General features: G+C 36.8%; 18 protein-coding genes and 4 tRNA genes. 17 read left to right on the forward strand and 5 right to left on the reverse strand.

Features of this window, described 5'->3' with window-relative positions; genetic code table 11:
• Positions 1-8: 8 nt before the first annotated feature.
• From LNP81_RS23880 to LNP81_RS23955, 16 genes are all read left to right on the forward strand, one after another.
• Complete coding sequence (locus tag LNP81_RS23880) at positions 9-548, forward strand: DUF3347 domain-containing protein (protein ID WP_230039744.1); 540 nt, start codon at positions 9-11, stop codon at positions 546-548.
• Positions 549-726: 178 nt separating this feature from the next.
• Entirely contained in the window at positions 727-3252 is a 2526-nt protein-coding gene (locus tag LNP81_RS23885; protein WP_230039745.1) for a heavy metal translocating P-type ATPase, read from the forward strand.
• A gap of 26 nt (positions 3253-3278) precedes the next feature.
• Entirely contained in the window at positions 3279-4523 is a 1245-nt protein-coding gene (locus LNP81_RS23890) for a hypothetical protein (protein WP_230039746.1), read from the forward strand.
• An 18-nt stretch (positions 4524-4541) separates the two neighbouring features.
• Positions 4542-5414, forward strand: a complete 873-nt coding sequence (locus tag LNP81_RS23895) for a DUF2911 domain-containing protein (RefSeq protein WP_230039747.1) — start codon at positions 4542-4544, stop codon at positions 5412-5414.
• Positions 5415-5561: 147 nt separating this feature from the next.
• The gene (locus tag LNP81_RS23900) at positions 5562-6050 is read left to right on the forward strand and encodes a DUF305 domain-containing protein (RefSeq protein WP_230039748.1); all 489 of its coding nucleotides are present in this window, start codon (positions 5562-5564) and stop codon (positions 6048-6050) included.
• Positions 6051-6076: 26 nt separating this feature from the next.
• The gene (locus LNP81_RS23905) at positions 6077-8695 is read left to right on the forward strand and encodes a multicopper oxidase domain-containing protein (RefSeq protein WP_230039749.1); all 2619 of its coding nucleotides are present in this window, start codon (positions 6077-6079) and stop codon (positions 8693-8695) included.
• Positions 8696-8839: 144 nt separating this feature from the next.
• Positions 8840-9448 carry a DUF305 domain-containing protein gene (locus tag LNP81_RS23910; RefSeq protein WP_160374881.1) on the forward strand — a complete coding sequence of 203 codons (609 nt, stop codon included), beginning with the start codon at positions 8840-8842 and terminating at the stop codon, positions 9446-9448.
• A 38-nt stretch (positions 9449-9486) separates the two neighbouring features.
• Positions 9487-9822: a four-helix bundle copper-binding protein gene (locus tag LNP81_RS27570; protein ID WP_487318662.1), complete on the forward strand. Its 336-nt coding sequence runs from the start codon at positions 9487-9489 to the stop codon at positions 9820-9822.
• Positions 9823-10153: 331 nt separating this feature from the next.
• A complete protein-coding gene (locus LNP81_RS23920) occupies positions 10154-10486 on the forward strand; it encodes an ArsR/SmtB family transcription factor (protein ID WP_072973580.1) in 333 nt (110 codons plus the stop codon).
• 21 nt (positions 10487-10507) lie between these two features.
• Positions 10508-10993, forward strand: a complete 486-nt coding sequence (locus LNP81_RS23925) for a GNAT family N-acetyltransferase (RefSeq protein WP_230039750.1) — start codon at positions 10508-10510, stop codon at positions 10991-10993.
• A 101-nt stretch (positions 10994-11094) separates the two neighbouring features.
• On the forward strand, positions 11095-11568 hold the full coding sequence (locus LNP81_RS23930; RefSeq protein ID WP_230039751.1) for a DUF6428 family protein: 474 nt from the start codon (positions 11095-11097) through the stop codon (positions 11566-11568).
• Positions 11569-11614: 46 nt separating this feature from the next.
• Entirely contained in the window at positions 11615-12229 is a 615-nt protein-coding gene (locus LNP81_RS23935) for an arsenate-mycothiol transferase ArsC (protein ID WP_072973577.1), read from the forward strand.
• 2 nt (positions 12230-12231) lie between these two features.
• A complete protein-coding gene (gene arsB, locus LNP81_RS23940; protein ID WP_230039752.1) occupies positions 12232-13302 on the forward strand; it encodes an ACR3 family arsenite efflux transporter in 1071 nt (356 codons plus the stop codon).
• A 23-nt stretch (positions 13303-13325) separates the two neighbouring features.
• The gene (locus tag LNP81_RS23945) at positions 13326-14060 is read left to right on the forward strand and encodes a metallophosphoesterase family protein (RefSeq protein WP_230039753.1); all 735 of its coding nucleotides are present in this window, start codon (positions 13326-13328) and stop codon (positions 14058-14060) included.
• Positions 14061-14083: 23 nt separating this feature from the next.
• Complete coding sequence (locus LNP81_RS23950) at positions 14084-14656, forward strand: Crp/Fnr family transcriptional regulator (protein WP_230039754.1); 573 nt, start codon at positions 14084-14086, stop codon at positions 14654-14656.
• A 72-nt stretch (positions 14657-14728) separates the two neighbouring features.
• Positions 14729-15301: a hypothetical protein gene (locus LNP81_RS23955; protein WP_230039755.1), complete on the forward strand. Its 573-nt coding sequence runs from the start codon at positions 14729-14731 to the stop codon at positions 15299-15301.
• Positions 15302-15345: 44 nt separating this feature from the next.
• Here the strand turns inward: LNP81_RS23955 and LNP81_RS23960 are convergent, their stop codons facing one another.
• The 5 genes from LNP81_RS23960 to LNP81_RS23980 form a co-directional block, all read right to left on the reverse strand.
• On the reverse strand, positions 15346-16662 hold the full coding sequence (locus LNP81_RS23960; RefSeq protein ID WP_230039756.1) for a site-specific integrase: 1317 nt from the start codon (positions 16660-16662) through the stop codon (positions 15346-15348).
• A gap of 425 nt (positions 16663-17087) precedes the next feature.
• Positions 17088-17161 (reverse strand) — tRNA-Arg (locus tag LNP81_RS23965).
• Between the two features lie 182 nt (positions 17162-17343).
• Positions 17344-17417, reverse strand: a tRNA-Arg gene (locus tag LNP81_RS23970).
• A gap of 32 nt (positions 17418-17449) precedes the next feature.
• Positions 17450-17524, reverse strand: a tRNA-Pro gene (locus LNP81_RS23975).
• Positions 17525-17607: 83 nt separating this feature from the next.
• Positions 17608-17691, reverse strand: a tRNA-Ser gene (locus tag LNP81_RS23980).
• A gap of 239 nt (positions 17692-17930) precedes the next feature.
• Here LNP81_RS23980 and LNP81_RS23985 point away from each other — a divergent pair.
• Positions 17931-19109: an acetyl-CoA C-acyltransferase gene (locus LNP81_RS23985; protein WP_230039757.1), complete on the forward strand. Its 1179-nt coding sequence runs from the start codon at positions 17931-17933 to the stop codon at positions 19107-19109.
• The last annotated feature ends 27 nt before the right edge of the window (positions 19110-19136 follow it).

The raw sequence follows: 19136 nt of genomic DNA on the forward strand, positions 1-19136 counted from the left end.
AACAGACAATGAAAAAAATAATCAAAATAGGAATTCCAATATTATCAATCTTCTTACTTATTGCCTGCGGTAATAATGAAAACAAAAAGCAAGAGAATCCTAAGGATAGTGAAACTTCTGTCCCAATTTCAAAGGAAGCCGAAATCAGGATAAACGATGATGTCTTAAACGCGATATACGGCCAGTATGCCCATTTAACTGTAGCCCTTACCCAAGATAATCTCGCGGAAGCAAAACTGGCGGCCAATGCGATTGAAGCGGGAGCACGGAAAATCAGCAACAACAGTAATCTTGCAGCAAGCGCTGCATCAATCGTTTCAGCTCCTGATATCGAAAAGCAGCGGGCTGCTTATTCTAAACTAAGTAATGAAATGGTTGTCTTGCTAAAAAAAGCAGGAATGGCCGAGGCTGAACTATACGTTGAATATTGTCCAATGGCTTTCGACAATAAAGGAGCCGTATGGATTAGTTCTACCAAAGAAGTGCGTAATCCTTATTTTGGAGAAAAAATGCTCAAGTGTGGTGAGGTGAAAGAAATCATTAAATAATTAGAATCTAAATACATAATTATTTGTAATTATTTTTCAGTGTTTAACAATAGGCTGTAACAGCTGATGAACAACAAGTCATTTTAAGTAAATTAAAATCAAACGTTTACTAAAAAAAAACACTAACTTTCTATATATTAAGCAAATAACGCTTCTGAACTATAAATAAAACAACCTTATGACACACACCTATACAATATCGGGAATGACTTGCGATGGATGTCGTACAAAAGTCGAAAAAACATTAAATGCGGTGGAGGGAGTAAAGGCAAATGTCACACTAGATCCCCCATTGGCAACCATTATAATGGAAAAACATATTGCGACCGAGCAACTGCAGGAAGCATTGGCTGCAGTTGGAAAGTACACTATTGAAATGACCCACACTACTCATTCGCAAGAAAAAACAGCTGAGAAATCATGCTGTAGTACTGCTAACGATCATGATCATAAAAAGTTAGCTGTGCCTCATAATGATGCGGGTGGAAAATACTATTGCCCGATGCATTGTGAAGGCGATAAAATGTATGATAAACCGGGAGATTGTCCTGTATGCGGAATGCATTTGGTACAAGAACCCGCCGCTGTGCAGGTGCAGCAATACACATGCTCTATGCATCCGGAAATTATAACCAATGCTCCTGGATCATGTCCTATTTGCGGGATGGATCTAATACCAATGCAGCCAAGCGAAAGCGAAGAGCAAAGGATTTATAAGCGTTTGGTTAAGAAAATGAAAATAGCGGTTGTATTTACAGTTCCTATTTTCGCCATTGCCATGATAGAAATGGCACACAACAATCCTCTACTTCAACTAATGGATGCGGCTAAATGGAATTGGGTACAGCTTATTTTATCACTGCCTGTTGTCTTTTATGCCTGCTGGGTATTTTTTGTACGAGCATGGAAATCAATAATCACATGGAATTTAAATATGTTTACCCTTATCGGAATTGGTACAGGAGTGGCATTTTTATTTAGTTTAGTTGGAATGTTTTTTCCAGACATTTTTCCAAGTGAATTTAAGACCGAACACGGAACAGTACTATTATACTTCGAGGCCACAACAGTCATTCTAACTTTGGTTTTGTTAGGACAATTGCTTGAAGCCAGGGCGCACAGTCAAACCAGTGGTGCGATAAAAGAATTATTAAAATTGGCTCCTACCGAAGCTACTTTGGTAATTGATGGCGGTGATAAAGTAATCTCAATCCATGATATAAAAAAAGGTGATTTATTACGGGTAAAACCCGGAGATAAAATTCCTGTGGATGGGAAAATAACCGATGGTGAAAGTACAATAGACGAATCGATGATTACAGGTGAACCAATTCCTGTAGATAAAAAAATAGGCGATATGGTGTCTTCCGGAACTATAAACGGAAACAAATCATTTATAATGATTGCCGAAAAAGTTGGTTCGGAAACCTTGCTTTCGCAAATTATACAAATGGTTAATAATGCAAGCCGTTCCAGAGCACCAATTCAAAAACTAGCCGATAGTATTGCTAAATATTTTGTACCAATTGTTGTTGTAATTTCCATTCTTACCTTTTTCATTTGGGCAAAATTTGGTCCCGAACCGGCATTGGTCTATGGGTTTATAAATGGCATTGCGGTATTGATTATTGCCTGTCCTTGTGCTTTAGGATTGGCAACGCCCATGTCTGTAATGGTAGGAGTTGGAAAAGGCGCTCAATCGGGAATTCTGATAAAAAATGCTGAAGCTTTAGAAAAAATGAATAAGGTAAATGTTCTGATTACTGATAAAACAGGAACAATTACAGAAGGGAAACCTTCGGTAGAAAAAATTGTTGCATTACAATATTCAGAAGATGAACTGCTGCAATACATTGCATCTTTAAATCAGTATAGCGAACACCCTTTGGCACAAGCCGTGGTGAAATTTGCAAAAGCTAAAAATGTCTCTTTAACGAAAGTCGATGATTTTGAAAATATTGCAGGAAAAGGAGTTATTGGAACTGCTATTGATAAAAAGATCGCATTAGGGAATAAAAAATTAATGGAGCAAGTAGGCGCATCTATTTCTGCCACAATTGAAGAGAAAATTATTGCCGAACAAAAACTAGGAAAAACAGTTTCTTATATCGCTGTAGATAAGAACGTAGTGGGATTTGTAACGATAACCGATGCTATAAAAGAAACCAGTGCTGCTGCTATAAAAGAATTAATGCGTCAAGGAGTTGAAGTGATCATGCTGACGGGAGATAATGCAAATACTGCCAAAGCTGTTGCCGAAGATTTGCATTTAACCTCTTTCCAAGCAGGTTGTTTACCAGAAGACAAATTAAAAGTAATAGAGAAATTACAAGCTGAAGGAAAAGTTGTTGCTATGGCAGGAGATGGTATAAACGATGCGCCAGCTTTGGCACAATCGGACATTGGCATTGCGATGGGAACAGGAACAGATGTTGCGATAGAAAGTGCCAAGATTACTTTGGTAAAAGGAGATTTGCAAGGAATTGTAAAAGCAAAAAATTTGAGCCACGCTGTAATGCGCAACATCAAGCAAAACCTATTCTTTGCTTTTATTTATAATGTCTTAGGCGTACCAGTTGCTGCGGGAGTTTTATATCCGTTTTTCGGAATATTACTTTCTCCTATGATTGCTGCCCTGGCAATGAGTTTTAGCTCGGTATCTGTTATTGTCAATGCATTGCGATTGAGAAGCTTAAAACTCTAAAGAATAATAATTTATTATAAAAACAAATGACCAATCTAGGACAAATTATTCTGCAGTATAAAAACGATAACGAAAGTGTCTATAATACCTGGTTTATAGATAACAACCAACGGTTAAAGGCATTTCGGACTATAAGACGAGGTGTTTTACAAGTCATTGAGGATATTAAAAAGAAAACCTTTCCTAATGATTTTAAAGAAAGCAGCTTAGAATTTGTTCTGAGTTGCATTGCTGAACAAAAACAAGTCTTTGCAGGTGTTTCCCATCCGTTTTATTGGAAACCCAAATTGCGCATTCCCGATATCTATGAAAATCAAAACAATAAATTGGCTTTCGGTCAATTCCTTGAAAATTGTATCAATGCCAAGTCTGAAGAACAGGTTGTAAAAGAAATCATAAAACTCGATGAATTAAAAATTAAAGGATTAGGACCTGCGGTTGCCAGTATTTTATATTTTATACACCCAACCTGGTTCCCGCCATTCAACACTGCTATTCTCAATGGTTTTAATTTTCTTTTTAAAGACAAAAAAAAATTGGGAAGTTGGACAGAATATCTTAAAATAAGAGAAACTTTGATGGAAACTAACACTTTGCATAAATCTCAGCTGTCAAATGATTTGGGTGCCATTGCAGGATTGTGTTTTGAAATTGGAACTCAGAAAATGCTAATCGGTAACGATGAGTATTTAAGCGAGGCAGAACGTTCAAGATTCGAAAAAAACGTACACAAGCGTCAAAAAGAAATACTCGAAGAAAAACTGGAGGAAAATCTGCATAGTGAGATGCAATACCATCTGCTAAAAATAGGCATTTCTCTGGGGTTCGATGTTACCCCGGCAAGCAATGATAAAAACAAATCATTTAATGGACAAAATTTCTCCTTTATTTCACTTGGAAAATTCCCTGAGCTGCCTACAGACAAGGATACTCAAAATACGATCAAGCTTATTGATGTACTCTGGTTCAAAAAAGGTACAAATAAAATTATAGGAGCCTTTGAAGTGGAAAAGAGCACCAGTATCTACTCAGGCATACTGCGGTTATCTGACCTATACTTCACCCTATCAAGCGGTCAAGAAGTTTTTTATATTATTATTCCAAATAACCGTGAAAAGGATGTAGTTCTGCAGCTAAATAGACCTGTTATAAAAAATTCTAAAATGAATATAAAATACATCCTGTTTTCTGAACTAAGAGCTAATTGCGATGCGATTTGCAAGTTTGGAACAGACCATTCAATAATGGAAAAAATATCAAAATCAATTTAAAATTAAAATTAAAAAATTATGAAAAAAATAATTCTACTGAGCTTCATTATTATGCAATCATTATTAATTTTTGCACAAGAAAAAGTTCAAATTAAACTCACTCCTGCAAGTCCTTCGGCATCATTTCAACAAGAAATCGGAAGTTCAACAATTAAAATGGCCTATAGCAGACCCTTGGCAAGAGAACGAAAAATATTTGGTGAATTGGTGCCCTTTGGTAAACTATGGCGAACAGGTGCCAGTGACTGCACGACCATCAGTACTAATGAGGACATCACCTTTGGAGAAAATATTTTAAAAACAGGAACCTATTCTATATTTTCAATTCCTTCTGAAAATGAGTGGACTATCATCATAAATAGTGATATTACTTTACATGGAGAAACTGGCTATGATGAGAAAAAAGATGTTATGCGTTTTAGCGTTCCCACAGAAAAAACGACTAATTTTTACGAAACTTTTACTATCGAATTAAACGATATCAATAGTAAAGGGGAAGGTTTCCTTAAAATAGAATGGGAAAATACCATGGTTAAAATACCAATGAAAAGCAAAGCTGACAAAGAAATTTTAGCCCTAATTGATACCTATATCATCAAAGAGAAGAGCCACGATGCCAATTTATTATTTCAGGCTGCAAATTATTATTCCTCTACCAACCGAGATAGTAATCAGGCCATAGCCTGGCTAATTGAAGCTGAAAAATTAGATCCGGAAAATTTTTATTATCCCAGCTTGAGACAAAAACTATCTGTAGGCCTAAAGGATTACCCCAATGCTATTGCAGCCGCAAAAAAAGCTCTAGTCATCGCGGAGAAGAAAAAAATGAAAAGTGCCGAAAAATTAAAAAAACAAATCATAGAATGGGAATTATTACTTAAAAGCAAATAAATAACTGCTGTTACAATATCCTATTGAAAAATACAGGCACAGAAAGAATCCCTGTCATTAAAGCCAATACTATGTTGTAGCACATTAGACTTGTTTTGCTGGGAAATCGATTAATCAAAATAATTTTTAAAGCTAAAAAATATGAAAATGGAACACGCAACACAGCAACATTCAAAAGAGGTAAACTCCAAAATGTACAAAAAATTAGCTCTTATGATCGTATTGTCATTTATTTCTATGTACGTCCTAATGTATTCAATGGTCGATATTTTTGCTAATGTCATTCCTAATATAAACCAATTTTACATGGCAGCACTAATGACTATGCCAATGCTCATAATTGAGATTATTGTAATGGGCAGTATGTATATGAATAAAAAATGGAACCTGGTATTACTTACCACAGGCAGCCTTGCTGCAATCCTTTTTTTTTCCTGCATCAGACAGCAGGCAACTGTTGATGATAAACAATTCTTAAAATCAATGATACCACACCATGCAGCAGCAATCCTGATGGCTAAAGAGGCTTCTCTTCAAGATCCGGAAGTAAGCCAGCTTGCCCAAGACATTATAAAAGCTCAACAGAATGAAATTGCACAGATGAAAGCCAAGTTGAAAGAGATGAAAAAAAAATAATACAGTAATATTTATTAAAAAACAATATGAAAAATATACTGACAATACTCGTATTTATCATGCTTCCTGTTTTAATTCAGGCCCAGGACATGAAAACAATGCAAATGGATAAAAAGCCAGCAAAAGAAGAGTCAAATCCCACTACCTATACCTGTCCAATGCATCCCGATATCCATGAATCCAAACCGGGAAAATGCCCAAAATGCGGCATGACATTAGTAAAAGCAAAGGCTAAAACAACTCAGCCGAAAGCAGGCACAAAACCTAAAGCTGCAACTCCTGTTAAAGAGGAAATGCCTAAAAAGGGTAAATCTTCCGCTACGGATAAGGTCGACAGTCACCAGGCGCATGACATGACAAACATGGAAAAGAAAACAGTAGATCCCCCAGTAAAAAAAATGATGATAAATGATGAGCCACCTAAAGTTGTAAGGTACGATTTATATGTTCGCGATACGGTGGTAAATTTTTCAGGGAAATCAAAAAGAGCAATAGCGGTAAATGGCCAGATACCAATGCCTACGTTAACCTTTACAGAAGGTGATACCGCAGAAATTTATGTCCATAATGAACTTGACGAAGAAACCTCATTACACTGGCATGGTTTGTTTCTACCCAATAAAGAAGATGGAGTGCCTAACCTTACCCAAATGCCGATAAAAGCGCACAGTACCTACAAATATTCTTTTCCCATCAGGCAGCATGGGACCCATTGGTATCATAGCCACTCGGGATTGCAGGAACAAATAGGAATGTATGGATCTTTTGTGATGAACAAACGAAACTCCGATCCGAATTTCCGCCAGGGAATAGACGATCTTCCCACAATTCCGATTGTGCTGAGCGAATGGACCGATATCAACCCGGAGAACGTTCATAGAATGCTCCATAATGCCTCCGATTGGTTTGCGATAAAAAAAGGCACGACCCAAAGTTATGGCGAAGCTATAAAACAAGGCTATTTAAAAACCAAGGTCCTCAATGAGTGGAAGCGTATGAACGCTATGGATGTAAGCGATGTCTATTATGAGAAATTTTTAATTAACGGGAAAAACGAAAGCCAGCTTTCGCAGTTCAAAACCGGTGATAAGGTAAGATTACGCGTCTCTAATGGCGGTGCATCCAGTAATTTTTGGCTTACCTATGCCGGAGGCAAAATTACAGTAGTGGCCAGTGATGGTAATGATGTTGAGCCTGTTGAAGTAGACCGTCTGCTAATTGCAGTTTCTGAAACCTATGATGTTGTCCTGAGCATTCCGGCAGAAAACACATCTTATGAATTTTTGGCAACACCGGAAGACCGGACAAAATCGGCTTCTCTCTACATTGGAAATGGCATTAAACTGCTCGCCTCCCCTTTACCAAAACTGAAATACTTTGAAGGGATGCAAATGATGAACGGTATGATGAAAATGAATGGAGACCTAAATGATATGGGGATGAAGATGTCGCTGAATCAGATGGACATGAATTCGGTAATGTACCCTGAAATTACAGGCCCACAAACAAAAGGAAGCAAAGACATGCCAATGGAGATGGACAAAGAAGAAACCAAATTGGATGCCCCAGATAAAATGCACGATATGCACAATATGGAAAATAAGTACAATGCCAATGCCCTTGCCGATATTGTCACATTAAATTATGCTATGCTAAGATCTCCTACAAACACGGCATTGTCAAAAGATGCTCCCGTAAGAGAACTCAAATTCGAGCTTACGGGAAATATGAATCGTTATGTGTGGAGCCTGGATAACAAGGTCGTTTCCGAAGCTGATAAAATACTGATCAAGAAGGGAGAAATTTTACGTATTATTCTGCATAATAATTCAATGATGCGGCATCCAATGCATTTGCATGGACATGATTTCAGGGTAATCAATGGGCAAGGTGATTTTGCGCCATTGAAAAACATCATCGACATCATGCCAATGGAAACAGATATTATTGAATTCGCCGCAAGCGAAGATGGTGGCGACTGGTTTTTCCACTGTCACATTCTCTACCATATGATGGCTGGTATGGGCAGAATTTTTTCTTATGAAGATTCACCTCCAAATCCAGAAATACCAGACCCTAAACTGGCTCAGCGAAAATTGTTTGCTGATGATAGAGAATTCCATTTCATGGCTGAAAACGATTTTGCTACTAATGGAAACGATGGCGAAGCAATGTATCAGGGGACACGCTGGAGTATAGGGACCGAATGGAGATTAGGCTACAATGATATGCATGGCTATGAAACTGAAACACATATTGGACGCTATATTGGAAAAATGCAATGGCTAATGCCATTTATAGGATTTGACTGGAGATATAGAAAAATGGGAGAAGATGAACAGGAAAGAAATCTCTTTGGACAAAAAAATACTAAAGATAAACGTGCAGTGGCGAGTCTAGGGGTCAACTATACCCTTCCTATGTTAATAGTAGCACAGGCTGAAGTTTTCACAGACGGTAAAGTCAGACTACAGTTTGAACGTAAGGACATTCCAGTTTCTAAAAGGCTTCGAATGAATTTAATGTGGAATACAGATAAGGAATATATGGCGGGGCTTCGTTACATAGTAACCAGATGGGGATCACTTTCCTCACATTATGACAGCGATATGGGTTTTGGGGCCGGATTCACTTTGAATTATTAACGGTTTATGTTGCCTAGTATCATTCAAACGCTCGATGCCTGAGTGCAGTAGTAATAATAATGTAAAACTTGGGCTAAATTTTATAAATAAAGGACAAATGGTATAATTATTTTAGCTTTAGTATAATTTATAACTGTGAAAATTATGAAAAAAGCAGCATTCACAACCTTGATAGTAATTGGGCTAATAGTTGGCTCTTGTTCAAATGATGAAGATAACGGAATACATCCTCAGGAGCATGATAAAAACATATTGATGAATAAAATGCACACAATGATGGATCAAATGGACGCAATGACCATGAGCAAAGATCCAGATCTGGATTTTGCCAATATGATGATTATGCACCATCAAGGTGCTATAGATATGGCTAATTATGAACTGAAAAATGGTACTGATGCCCAGATTATGGCAATGGCACAAGATGTGATTGATACCCAACAGCAGGAAATAGAGCATATGAAAGCAATTATAAATGGCATGCCAGCTGATGAAACCGATAATGCTTTTGCTATGGAGCTTATGAAATCAATGGACAAAATGGGAATTACTGCTGACACGCAATTAATCACCGGAAATACGGACCATGATTTTGCCATACTAATGATTGTCCATCACCAAAGTGCACTCGATAATGCATCGGCTTATCTACATCATGGAAAAAACGCAGAACTCAAAGCAATGGCGAATATGATGGTAGAAATGCAGACCCAGGAAATAATTGATTTTGGCAACTGGCTTGTAGCAAATTAATTCAGTATGAATAACTTTTAATACAAAATAAATAAATTATGGATCAGAAATTTAGAAATTGTATCGAAGCCTGTCTGGCTTGCGGTATAGCGTGCAACAACTGCGCAACGGAATGTCTGAATGAAGACGATATAAAAATGCTTGCAAGATGCATACAGCTCGACAGGCAATGTTCAGTGGTATGTTTTGCCGCCGCAAACCTTATGAGTATTGGAGGCGAACATGCCTCCCATTTATGTGCTGAATGCGCAGAAATCTGTAAGGCCTGTGCCGAGGAATGTGAAAAACATGCCGCAATGGGCATGGGTCACTGTAAGGAATGTGCGGAAGCTTGTCGCAAATGTGCGGAAGCTTGTGAAGCGATGGCAAATTAATACCTTATGTAATTGATCTTAATTCACTTCCTGTAATGATATTAATCTATATACCCGTTTTGTAATGTAGGACGAGGCTTTAAATATTAAAATTAACATAATACGATAGGCTTAATCAGCGACTCTATTTAGGTTTAAACAGGTTTTCTATATTAGATATTTAGACTTGACCTCTTTTTAAATCCATAACTAAAATTGCAAAAAAGCCTCATATAGCCTTTAAACATACGAGTTTAAAGGCTTTCTTCTTTAATTGTTCTCAAATTATTTAATTAGAATTATTTTTATTTATAAAATTAATATCGTAATATTGCAATATAAATATAAAACAATGGGAGCTACAAAAACAGATTATTTTACAGACAGTCAAAACGAACTTGCTGTTTTGGCTAAAGCATTAGGACATCCAGCCCGAATTGCTATTATGGAATATTTATTAAAAGTAGACACTTGTATCTGCGGAGATATAGTTAATGAATTACCACTATCCCAGCCTACAGTATCCCAGCATCTTAAGGAACTTAAAAATGCTGGTTTAATAAAAGGAAGCATTGATGGTAACTCTATTTGTTATTGCATTAATGAACCTGGATTAGAAAAAATAAAAGGCTTTTTCGAACATATCACCACTCATTTGGAAAAAAAGAGAAACGAGTGCTGTTAATTTTATAAAGATGGAAAAAAGATGGAAATAAGAAATTTGTTAGCAGTTGATTGGGAACAGGTTAGCTTGATATATGAAAAAGGCATAAATACTGGCAATGCTACTTTTCAGACCAGTAGTCCTTCATGGGAAGATTGGAATGCATCACATCTGGCCTCCTGCAGAGTTGTTGCAGAAAAAGATGAGCAGCTTCTAGGCTGGGCAGCACTAACACCAGTCTCTTCACGGTGTGTATATGCAGGCGTAGCTGAAGTCAGCGTGTATGTTGATCCTGAACAGTCAGGCAAAGGAATTGGTCTTTTACTTTTAAACGAGCTTGTTCATTTAAGTGAAGCTGAAGGCATATGGACGCTTCAGGCTGGTATATTTCCTGAAAATACAGCAAGTCTGCGTATTCATGAAAAAGCCGGATTCAGGATCTTAGGCATTCGCGAAAAGATCGGGAAGCAAAATGGAATCTGGAGAGATAACGTCCTTTTGGAAAGAAGAAGCAAATTAATTAATTAAATAAATATTTACTTAAAAATACAATAGCAGCAATAATTGCTTAATCATAGTTATTACCACCGCTGCAAAAAAATATTATAAATTTTTAAAACACATAAATTATGAAACTTTCAGAAATTAAAGAAGTATTAAAAACAGTTGACGCTGTAAATTTTGAATTGCCAAACGGAAATTTTGTTCCGGAATATTTCCATGTAACAGAAGTTGGTCTAATTACTAAAAACTTTATTGATTGTGGCGGAACAGTAAGAAAAGAAACTGTTGTAAACTTTCAGCTTTGGGATGCTAATGATTATGAACACAGACTTAAACCACAAAAATTGATTCATATAATTGAACTTTCAGAAAAGGTTTTAGGCATTGAAGACCATGAAATTGAAGTTGAATATCAGGATACCACAATCGGTAAATATGATCTTGATTTTAATGGCAAAAACTTTATTCTATTAAATAAACAGACTGCATGTTTGGCTCAGGAGCAATGTGGAATCCCGTCCGACAAATCAAAAGTAAAATTATCTCAATTAAATGCTGATATTGCAAGTTCATGCGCACCTGGATCAGGCTGTTGTTAATTTTTAATGACAATTAAACATCTATTATAAATACCAGACAAAAACTATGTTATTTACTGAAATAAAAAACACCCTAAACTCATTTGATTTTAATCAGATTTCAGAAGATCGTAAAACTATACTGCAGCCATTAGTGGACTATATTCAAAATAAAGTCGACAACAAACTGCCGATTAGACTTAATCTGATCTGCACACATAATTCCAGAAGAAGTCACTTGTCCCAGGTCTGGGCACAGACTGCTGCTGCACATTATAATGTACAGAATGTTTCCTGCTATTCAGGAGGTACAGAAGCTACTGCACTTTTCCCAATGGTAGCCGAAACCCTGCAACGCAATGGATTTAAAGTTAAAACTATTTCTGAAAGTCAAAACCCGGTTTACTCTATAAAATTTTCAGCAAATGAACTACCCGTTATCGGTTTTTCTAAAACCTATGATGATGATTTTAATCCCGAGAGTGAATTTGTTGCTATAATGACCTGTTCACAGGCTGATGGAGGCTGTCCTTTTATTGCAGGTGCCGAAAAGCGTATACCGATTACTTTTGAAGATCCAAAAGTTTCAGACGGCACAGCACAGCAAAAAGAAGTATATCTGGAGCGAAGCCTTCAGATTGGGACTGAAATGTTTTATGTATTCTCACAAATCAAACAATAAAAATGTCAGTAAATAACTGTGCGCATGCCGCAGGACGCAAAAAATTAGGTTTCCTGGATAGATTTTTAACCCTCTGGATTTTCCTGGCTATGGCTCTTGGCGTAGCAATAGGATATTTCATTCCGTCCAGTGGTAATTTTATAAATTCATTCTCAAGCGGGACAACTAATATTCCTTTGGCTATTGGACTTATTCTTATGATGTACCCCCCTCTTGCCAAAGTGAAATACGAGCAAATGGGACAAGTTTTTAGAAACACAAAAATCCTGGGAGCCTCTTTATTTTTAAATTGGGTTGTTGGACCAATTTTAATGTTTTTACTAGCCTTGCTTTTTTTAAATGGCTATCCTGAATATATGATCGGTGTCATTCTGATAGGTTTGGCCCGTTGTATTGCAATGGTTGTCGTTTGGAATGATTTGGCAGATGGAAACAGGGAATATGCTGCAGGCCTTATTGCACTTAACAGCATTTTTCAGGTTCTGCTTTATAGTGTATATGCTTATATCTTCATAACTGTTCTTCCTCCCTACTTTGGCTATAATGGATTTGAAGTTAACATCAGTATTGGCCAGATCGCCGAAAGCGTGGGGATATATTTAGGAATTCCTTTTGCTCTTGGAATCATAAGCCGTTATGCTCTTATTGCCCTGAAAGGTTCTGAGTGGTTTGAAACTAAATACGTACCATTTATTTCTCCTATTACACTTATATCGTTGCTTTTTACAATCATAGTGATGTTCAGCCTTAAAGGGGAGCTTATTGTCCATATTCCTATGGATGTTGTTCGTATCGCAGTTCCATTGGTAATATATTTTACCATCATGTTTATCATCAGCTTCTTTGTTGGAAAATATTTTGGTGCTGACTATTCGAAAGCGACTGCTATAGCTTTTACGGCTACCGGTAATAATTTTGAGCTTGCTATTGCAGTAGCCATTGGTGTCTTTGGCATAAACAGCGGTCAGGCATTTGCAGGAGTTATAGGGCCATTAGTAGAAGTTCCGGCGCTCATTGCACTGGTTAATGTTGCTTTCTGGTTCAGAAAGAAGTATTATTTAAAAACAGCATAGTTTCCAATACTAATTTCTAAAAGATGAGAATTGCAATAATATCGGATATACATGCCAATTTTCCGGCACTGGAACAAACCTTAAAAAGTATCGAACAGCAGAATATTGACGCTGTTTACTGCCTAGGAGATTTGGTAGGTTATAATTTATGTCCTAACGCCGTGATAAATGAAATTCGTAAAAGACATATTCCGACTCTGGCAGGAAATCATGATGTTAAAGCTGTAGAAATACATAATGAGGGTTCTAATGACTCAGAAAGTTATGCATATCAAATAGTGGGCAAAGAGCAGATTAAATATCTTTCTGCTCTTCCTGCCCATATTAAACTAGAATTTCAGACAACGGATAAACTAATCAAGATCTTAATGGTACACGGCAGTCCTTACAGCAATACCGAATATTTGCTTGAGGATAAAAAGGAAAATGATTTTACTGCTATTTTTCTTGACTCCATCGCTGACATTATTATTTGTGGCCATTCGCACAAGCCTTATCATAGAGTTTTAGAAAACCCGAATAAAAAAGGCAGTTATTTCCATGCTATTAATGCAGGATCAGTAGGAAAACCAAAGGACGGAAATCCTAAATGCTGTTATGCAGTACTGACTATGGACAAAAGCAGTAATCTCTCAAAAAAAGAAGGTGTACAGGTAGAATTCATAAGAGTAGACTATGATGTTGAAAAAACTGCGATGGCTATTGAAGAAAGTCCACTACCAAACGTTTACGCACTTATGCTTCGAAAAGCATATTAAAAACTGCCGCAATAAAATCATTCATGGAAAATTTTAAATTATTTTTGAATAGTCTTACTCCTGTCAGCGATCAGGAATTTGAAAATTACAGCCAATATTTTAAAGTCCGTAGTTTACCTAAAAACAGTTATTTTGCAGTGCAGGGCAAAATATGTCATGAAGTGGCTTTTATAAAAAAAGGAACACTCCGAAATTATTATCTTAATGAAAAATCTGAGGAAGTAACTTCTTGCTTCTGTACCCAAAACAACTTAACAACATCTTATAAAAGTTTTGTTTCCCAACAGCCTTCAGAACTATCTATTCAGGCTATCGAAGATACTGAGCTTTTGGTTATTGATTACCGTGATTTACAAAATCTTTATCAAAAAAGTTCAGTTTGGCAGAATATCGGGAGGATAATTGCTGAGCGACAATACATGGTAATGGAACAGTATGCCAGTGTTCTTTGCAATGAGACAGCTAAAGAAAAATATCTCCGTTTATTAAAAGAGGAGCCATCGATTCTAAACAAAGCTTCCGTAAATGATATCGCCAGCTATCTTGGTGTAACCCGTAGAACACTCAGCCGGATTCGAAAAGAAATCACGCAATAATTTCGAGGACATTTGTCCTATGATAAATTCTAGCCTCCCATTATTTTTGCCTTATAACAAATTCAAAAATAAATGGAAACAGCTATTATTATCATCACAATTTTACTTATTCTTTTTTCTATTCTAGCATTGTATGATGGATTTTATCTTCATATTTTCAAATACAAACTGCACAATCATCCAGAAAGTAAAACAGAACATTATATCCATACAATAAGAGCAATCTTCTTTCCTGCAATTTTATATTTCTTATTTTTAAAACAAGATTGCACTATCAGCTTTTTAATTGGAATAATCATTGTCTTTCTTGACATTTTAGTAATGTCCATTGATGCATATATGGAAAAAGACAGCAGGGAATTTATGGGAGGACTTCCCCGCTGGGAATATATTCTTCATCTTTTTGTCAACGGACTGCATTTTTCATCCATAGCATTATTTTTATCTCTAAAATTAAAGTATGAAAACAAGAATATAGTTATCATTCCAAACATTTATCAGTATCAAAACTTTGAATTATTTCATGTAGTCATTATTAACCTTATACCTGGCGCTATAATAATTGGAACAATTCACGTCCTATTATGCACTATAAAAACAAAAAACCTTTGGAATAATCTACGAGATCGCATTCAATGTTGCTAGCACCTTTTTACACTTGATCTCAATAGAAACACCTTCATATTAGATTATGCTTTAATTAAAGCAAGCTTCTTTTTCATTTCATTTAACTCGTTCTCCATTCGCTCAATTGTCTGTAAAGTTAACTCACCAGAAACATCGTCCTTATCTGCCAGTCTGTGTTTTAGTCCCTGCATCTCGCGACCTATTGACAGCTGCTCGGTCATTGCATACTGTTCGGTCTGGCTGACAGACTGGTGCCCTAGCATTTCTTTTACTACATGTATAGGCACATCATTATTGAGCGTTATAGTGCTCGCAAAAGTCCTTCTCGCCTTATGCGTATTTAAAGCAGTTGTTATACCACATAAATCAGCTATTTCTTTAAGATATTCATTCATTTTCTGATTTGAACTTACAGGCAATACTGAATTCCTTTCCAAGCAAAGTGGATGATTTCGATATCTCTCCATTATCATAACCGCTTTAGGCAATAGTGGAATATTAATAGGGCTCCCGGTTTTCTGCCGCCCTGCCATTATCCATTTTTCACCATCAATACCTACTTTTAAATCAGACTGTTTCAGATTATAAACATCAACATACGCTAGACCAGTGTAGCACTGAAAAACAAAAACATCTCTAACCACACTTAGACGGGCTGTAGAAAAATGATGTTTTTCCAGTGAGTCCAATTCATGATTAGTCAAAGGCTTTTTAGGAACTTTCGTTTTTTTAGATTTGAAACGTTTAAATGGATCAGATGCAATAATTTCCTTATCAACGGCACTAAGGACGATTTTCTTAAAATTAGTAATGTACTTAAGGGCAGTGTTGTTACTGATATTTTTTACTGTCTTAAGATAGAACTCATAATCTTTTACAAATTCAAAATTAAGCTCATTAAATTCCATATCCTCAACACCGTATTTATAAAGCATAAATTCTCTGACATGGTTTTTTGATATCTTGTAACGCTCATGGGTTCCTATAGCATACTCCTCTTTTTCTACCAAAGCCAGCATTTGATCATTGTGAAGCTGAAATTCCTGCAGTACTGTAGATTTTTTTTCTGTTGTTTTACCTAAAGCATAATTAATGAGCTTTATACTGGTAACTGTTTCACCTTTTTCAGAAAGTTCGTCCCTGTACCGGCTTATTTTAAGTTCAAGTGAGTTTAAAAACAAATTCAGAGTCTTGGCATCTTCCTTATTTCCTGTAGCCCTTGCAGTCTTTTGCTCCCATCGTTTTAGATCCCACTTTCTTTTTGTGGAAGTTTCTTTAGGAACGCCATCTACAGTAATTCTTAGATAAATGTATTTTTCATTGGTACTTTTTACGGAACTCTTCAAAAAGAAGGTAATTCCAAAACTGCTTTCTAACATAATTCAACAATTTAATAAGTTAATAAAGGTCGAATTATAATATCTCTAAATCAAGTCGTTAACGAGCTTTACATGTTGAATAACAAGTTGTTACGCCTTTTTTTGTGGCAGTTTTTTTTACCAAAATAAATTGCCACGAATGTGCCATAAAAATTAGTGAAAGAATGAGTGTTTTTGAATCTAAAAAGAAGAATAAAAAAACCCGCATCCTTGTAAAGTGCGGGTTTCAATGTATTAACCAATTATAAAAATCGGTTTCAGTGATCCCAGAAGGATTGCAACTATAGCCGCAAACCCGCGTCATTTCTTAACTTCAGTAATTTCAAAAACCGTTTGCCACAGTTTTGCCACATTTTTTTCAGCAATTTTGAAAACAAATAAAATAAACAAAAAAAGCCACTCAAATTGATGAGTGGCTTTCTACGTGAACGCAGAAGGATTCGAACCTTCGACCGCCTGCTTAGAAGGCAGGTGCTCTATCCAGCTGAGCTATGCGTCCATTTATTTTAAAACTTAACCTTCTGACCGTCCCGATTGGAAATCGGGATGCTCTATCCAGCTGAGCTATGCGTCCATTTGTTTTAAAACTTTATGGCAAAGTTAGAATTTTATATAACTAACTTCCTAAACTAAAACCACGCTAATAAAAACAAAAAAGCCACTCGATTGAATGGCTTTTCGTGAACGCAGAAGGATTCGAACCTTCGACCGCCTGCTTAGAAGGCAGGTGCTCTATCCAGCTGAGCTATGCGTCCATTTGTTTTAAAACTTTATGGCAAAGTTTTCGTCGGGGTGGCAGGATTCGAACCTGCGGCCTCCTGCTCCCAAAGCAGGCGCGATAACCGGGCTACGCTACACCCCGAAAATTCTTTCTGTGCTCTTCCCAATTTTTAATTGGAACACGATAATCGAATTTCTTCAATACTCAATAAGCAAATTATTAAGCGGAGAGACAGGGACTCGAACCCTGGCGACGGTTACCCGTCGACAGATTAGCAATCTGCTCCATTACCGCTCTGGCACCTCTCCAAGCTCAAGAAACGTGTTCTGTTTTGCGGTTGCAAATGTAAGACAACATTCCATATCTCACAAGTATTTCTGCGCTTTTTTTAATCTTTTTTCAATCTTTTTTTTAAAACACTTAACAATCAAACAAATAGAATTAACAAAAATTTCATATTAAATTTAAAATCCAATCGAATTGCACCAAAATTTGAATTTATTCAAATAAAGAGTAAATTTGCTTGATTAACTAATATTAACAGAAAATGAACAAAAGAGTTGTTATCGTTTCTGCCGTTAGAACACCTATCGGAAGTTTCATGGGAGGTTTATCTACCGTACCCGCACCAAAATTAGGTGCTGCCGCTATTAAAGGCGCACTTCAAAAAATTAACCTTGACCCAAAATTAGTTGATGAAGTATTCATGGGGAATGTGGTACAAGCAGGAGTTGGACAAGCTCCAGCACGCCAGGCTGCACTTTTCGCAGGTCTCTCTGAAGAAGTTGCTGCAACAACAGTAAACAAAGTTTGTGCCTCTGGAATGAAAGCAGTAATGTTTGCTGCTCAGGCTATCGCTTGTGGCGATGCCGAAATTGTCGTTGCCGGTGGAATGGAAAACATGAGTTTGATTCCGCATTACGTGCAAATGCGTAACGGAACTAAATTTGGCCCTGCAACAATGCTTGACGGAATGCAAAAAGATGGTTTGACAGATGCTTACGATAACAACGCAATGGGAGTTTGCGCTGATTTATGTGCATCTGAATACAACATTAGCCGTGAAGAACAAGACAATTTTGCTATTCAGTCTTACGAAAGAAGCGCAAAAGCCTGGGATGCCGGAAAATTCGACAACGAAATTGTTCCTGTAGAAGTTCCGCAAAGACGCGGTGAACCAGTTATTGTTTCTAAAGATGAAGAATACACCAACGTAAAATTGGATAAAATCCCTTCGTTAGCAGCTGTTTTTACAAAAGACGGAACTGTTACTGCCGCAAATGCCTCGACAATCAATGACGGAGCTGCAGCTTTAATTTTAATGTCTGAAGAAAAAGCAATCGCGTTAGGACTTAAACCCTTAGCCTACATAAAAAGTTATGCCGATGCTGCTCAAGAACCAAAATGGTTTACAACAAGTCCGGCAAAAGCATTACCAAAAGCCTTAGACAAAGCAGGAATTGCAATTGGCGATGTAGATTATTTCGAATTCAACGAAGCATTTGCCGTTGTTGGATTAGCCAATTCAAAAATCCTTGGTCTTGATAACAATAAAGTAAACGTAAATGGTGGAGCTGTTTCATTAGGTCACCCTCTAGGATGTTCGGGAGCCAGAATCATCGTAACTTTGCTAAATGTTTTAGAACAAAACAATGCCAAAACCGGAGCTGCTGCAATTTGCAATGGTGGTGGCGGTGCATCAGCAATTGTTATCGAAAGAGCTTAAATAATATTAAATTTGGAGTTGTTTGCA

The organism is Flavobacterium piscisymbiosum (assembly GCF_020905295.1).
GTDB lineage: Bacteria > Bacteroidota > Bacteroidia > Flavobacteriales > Flavobacteriaceae > Flavobacterium > Flavobacterium piscisymbiosum.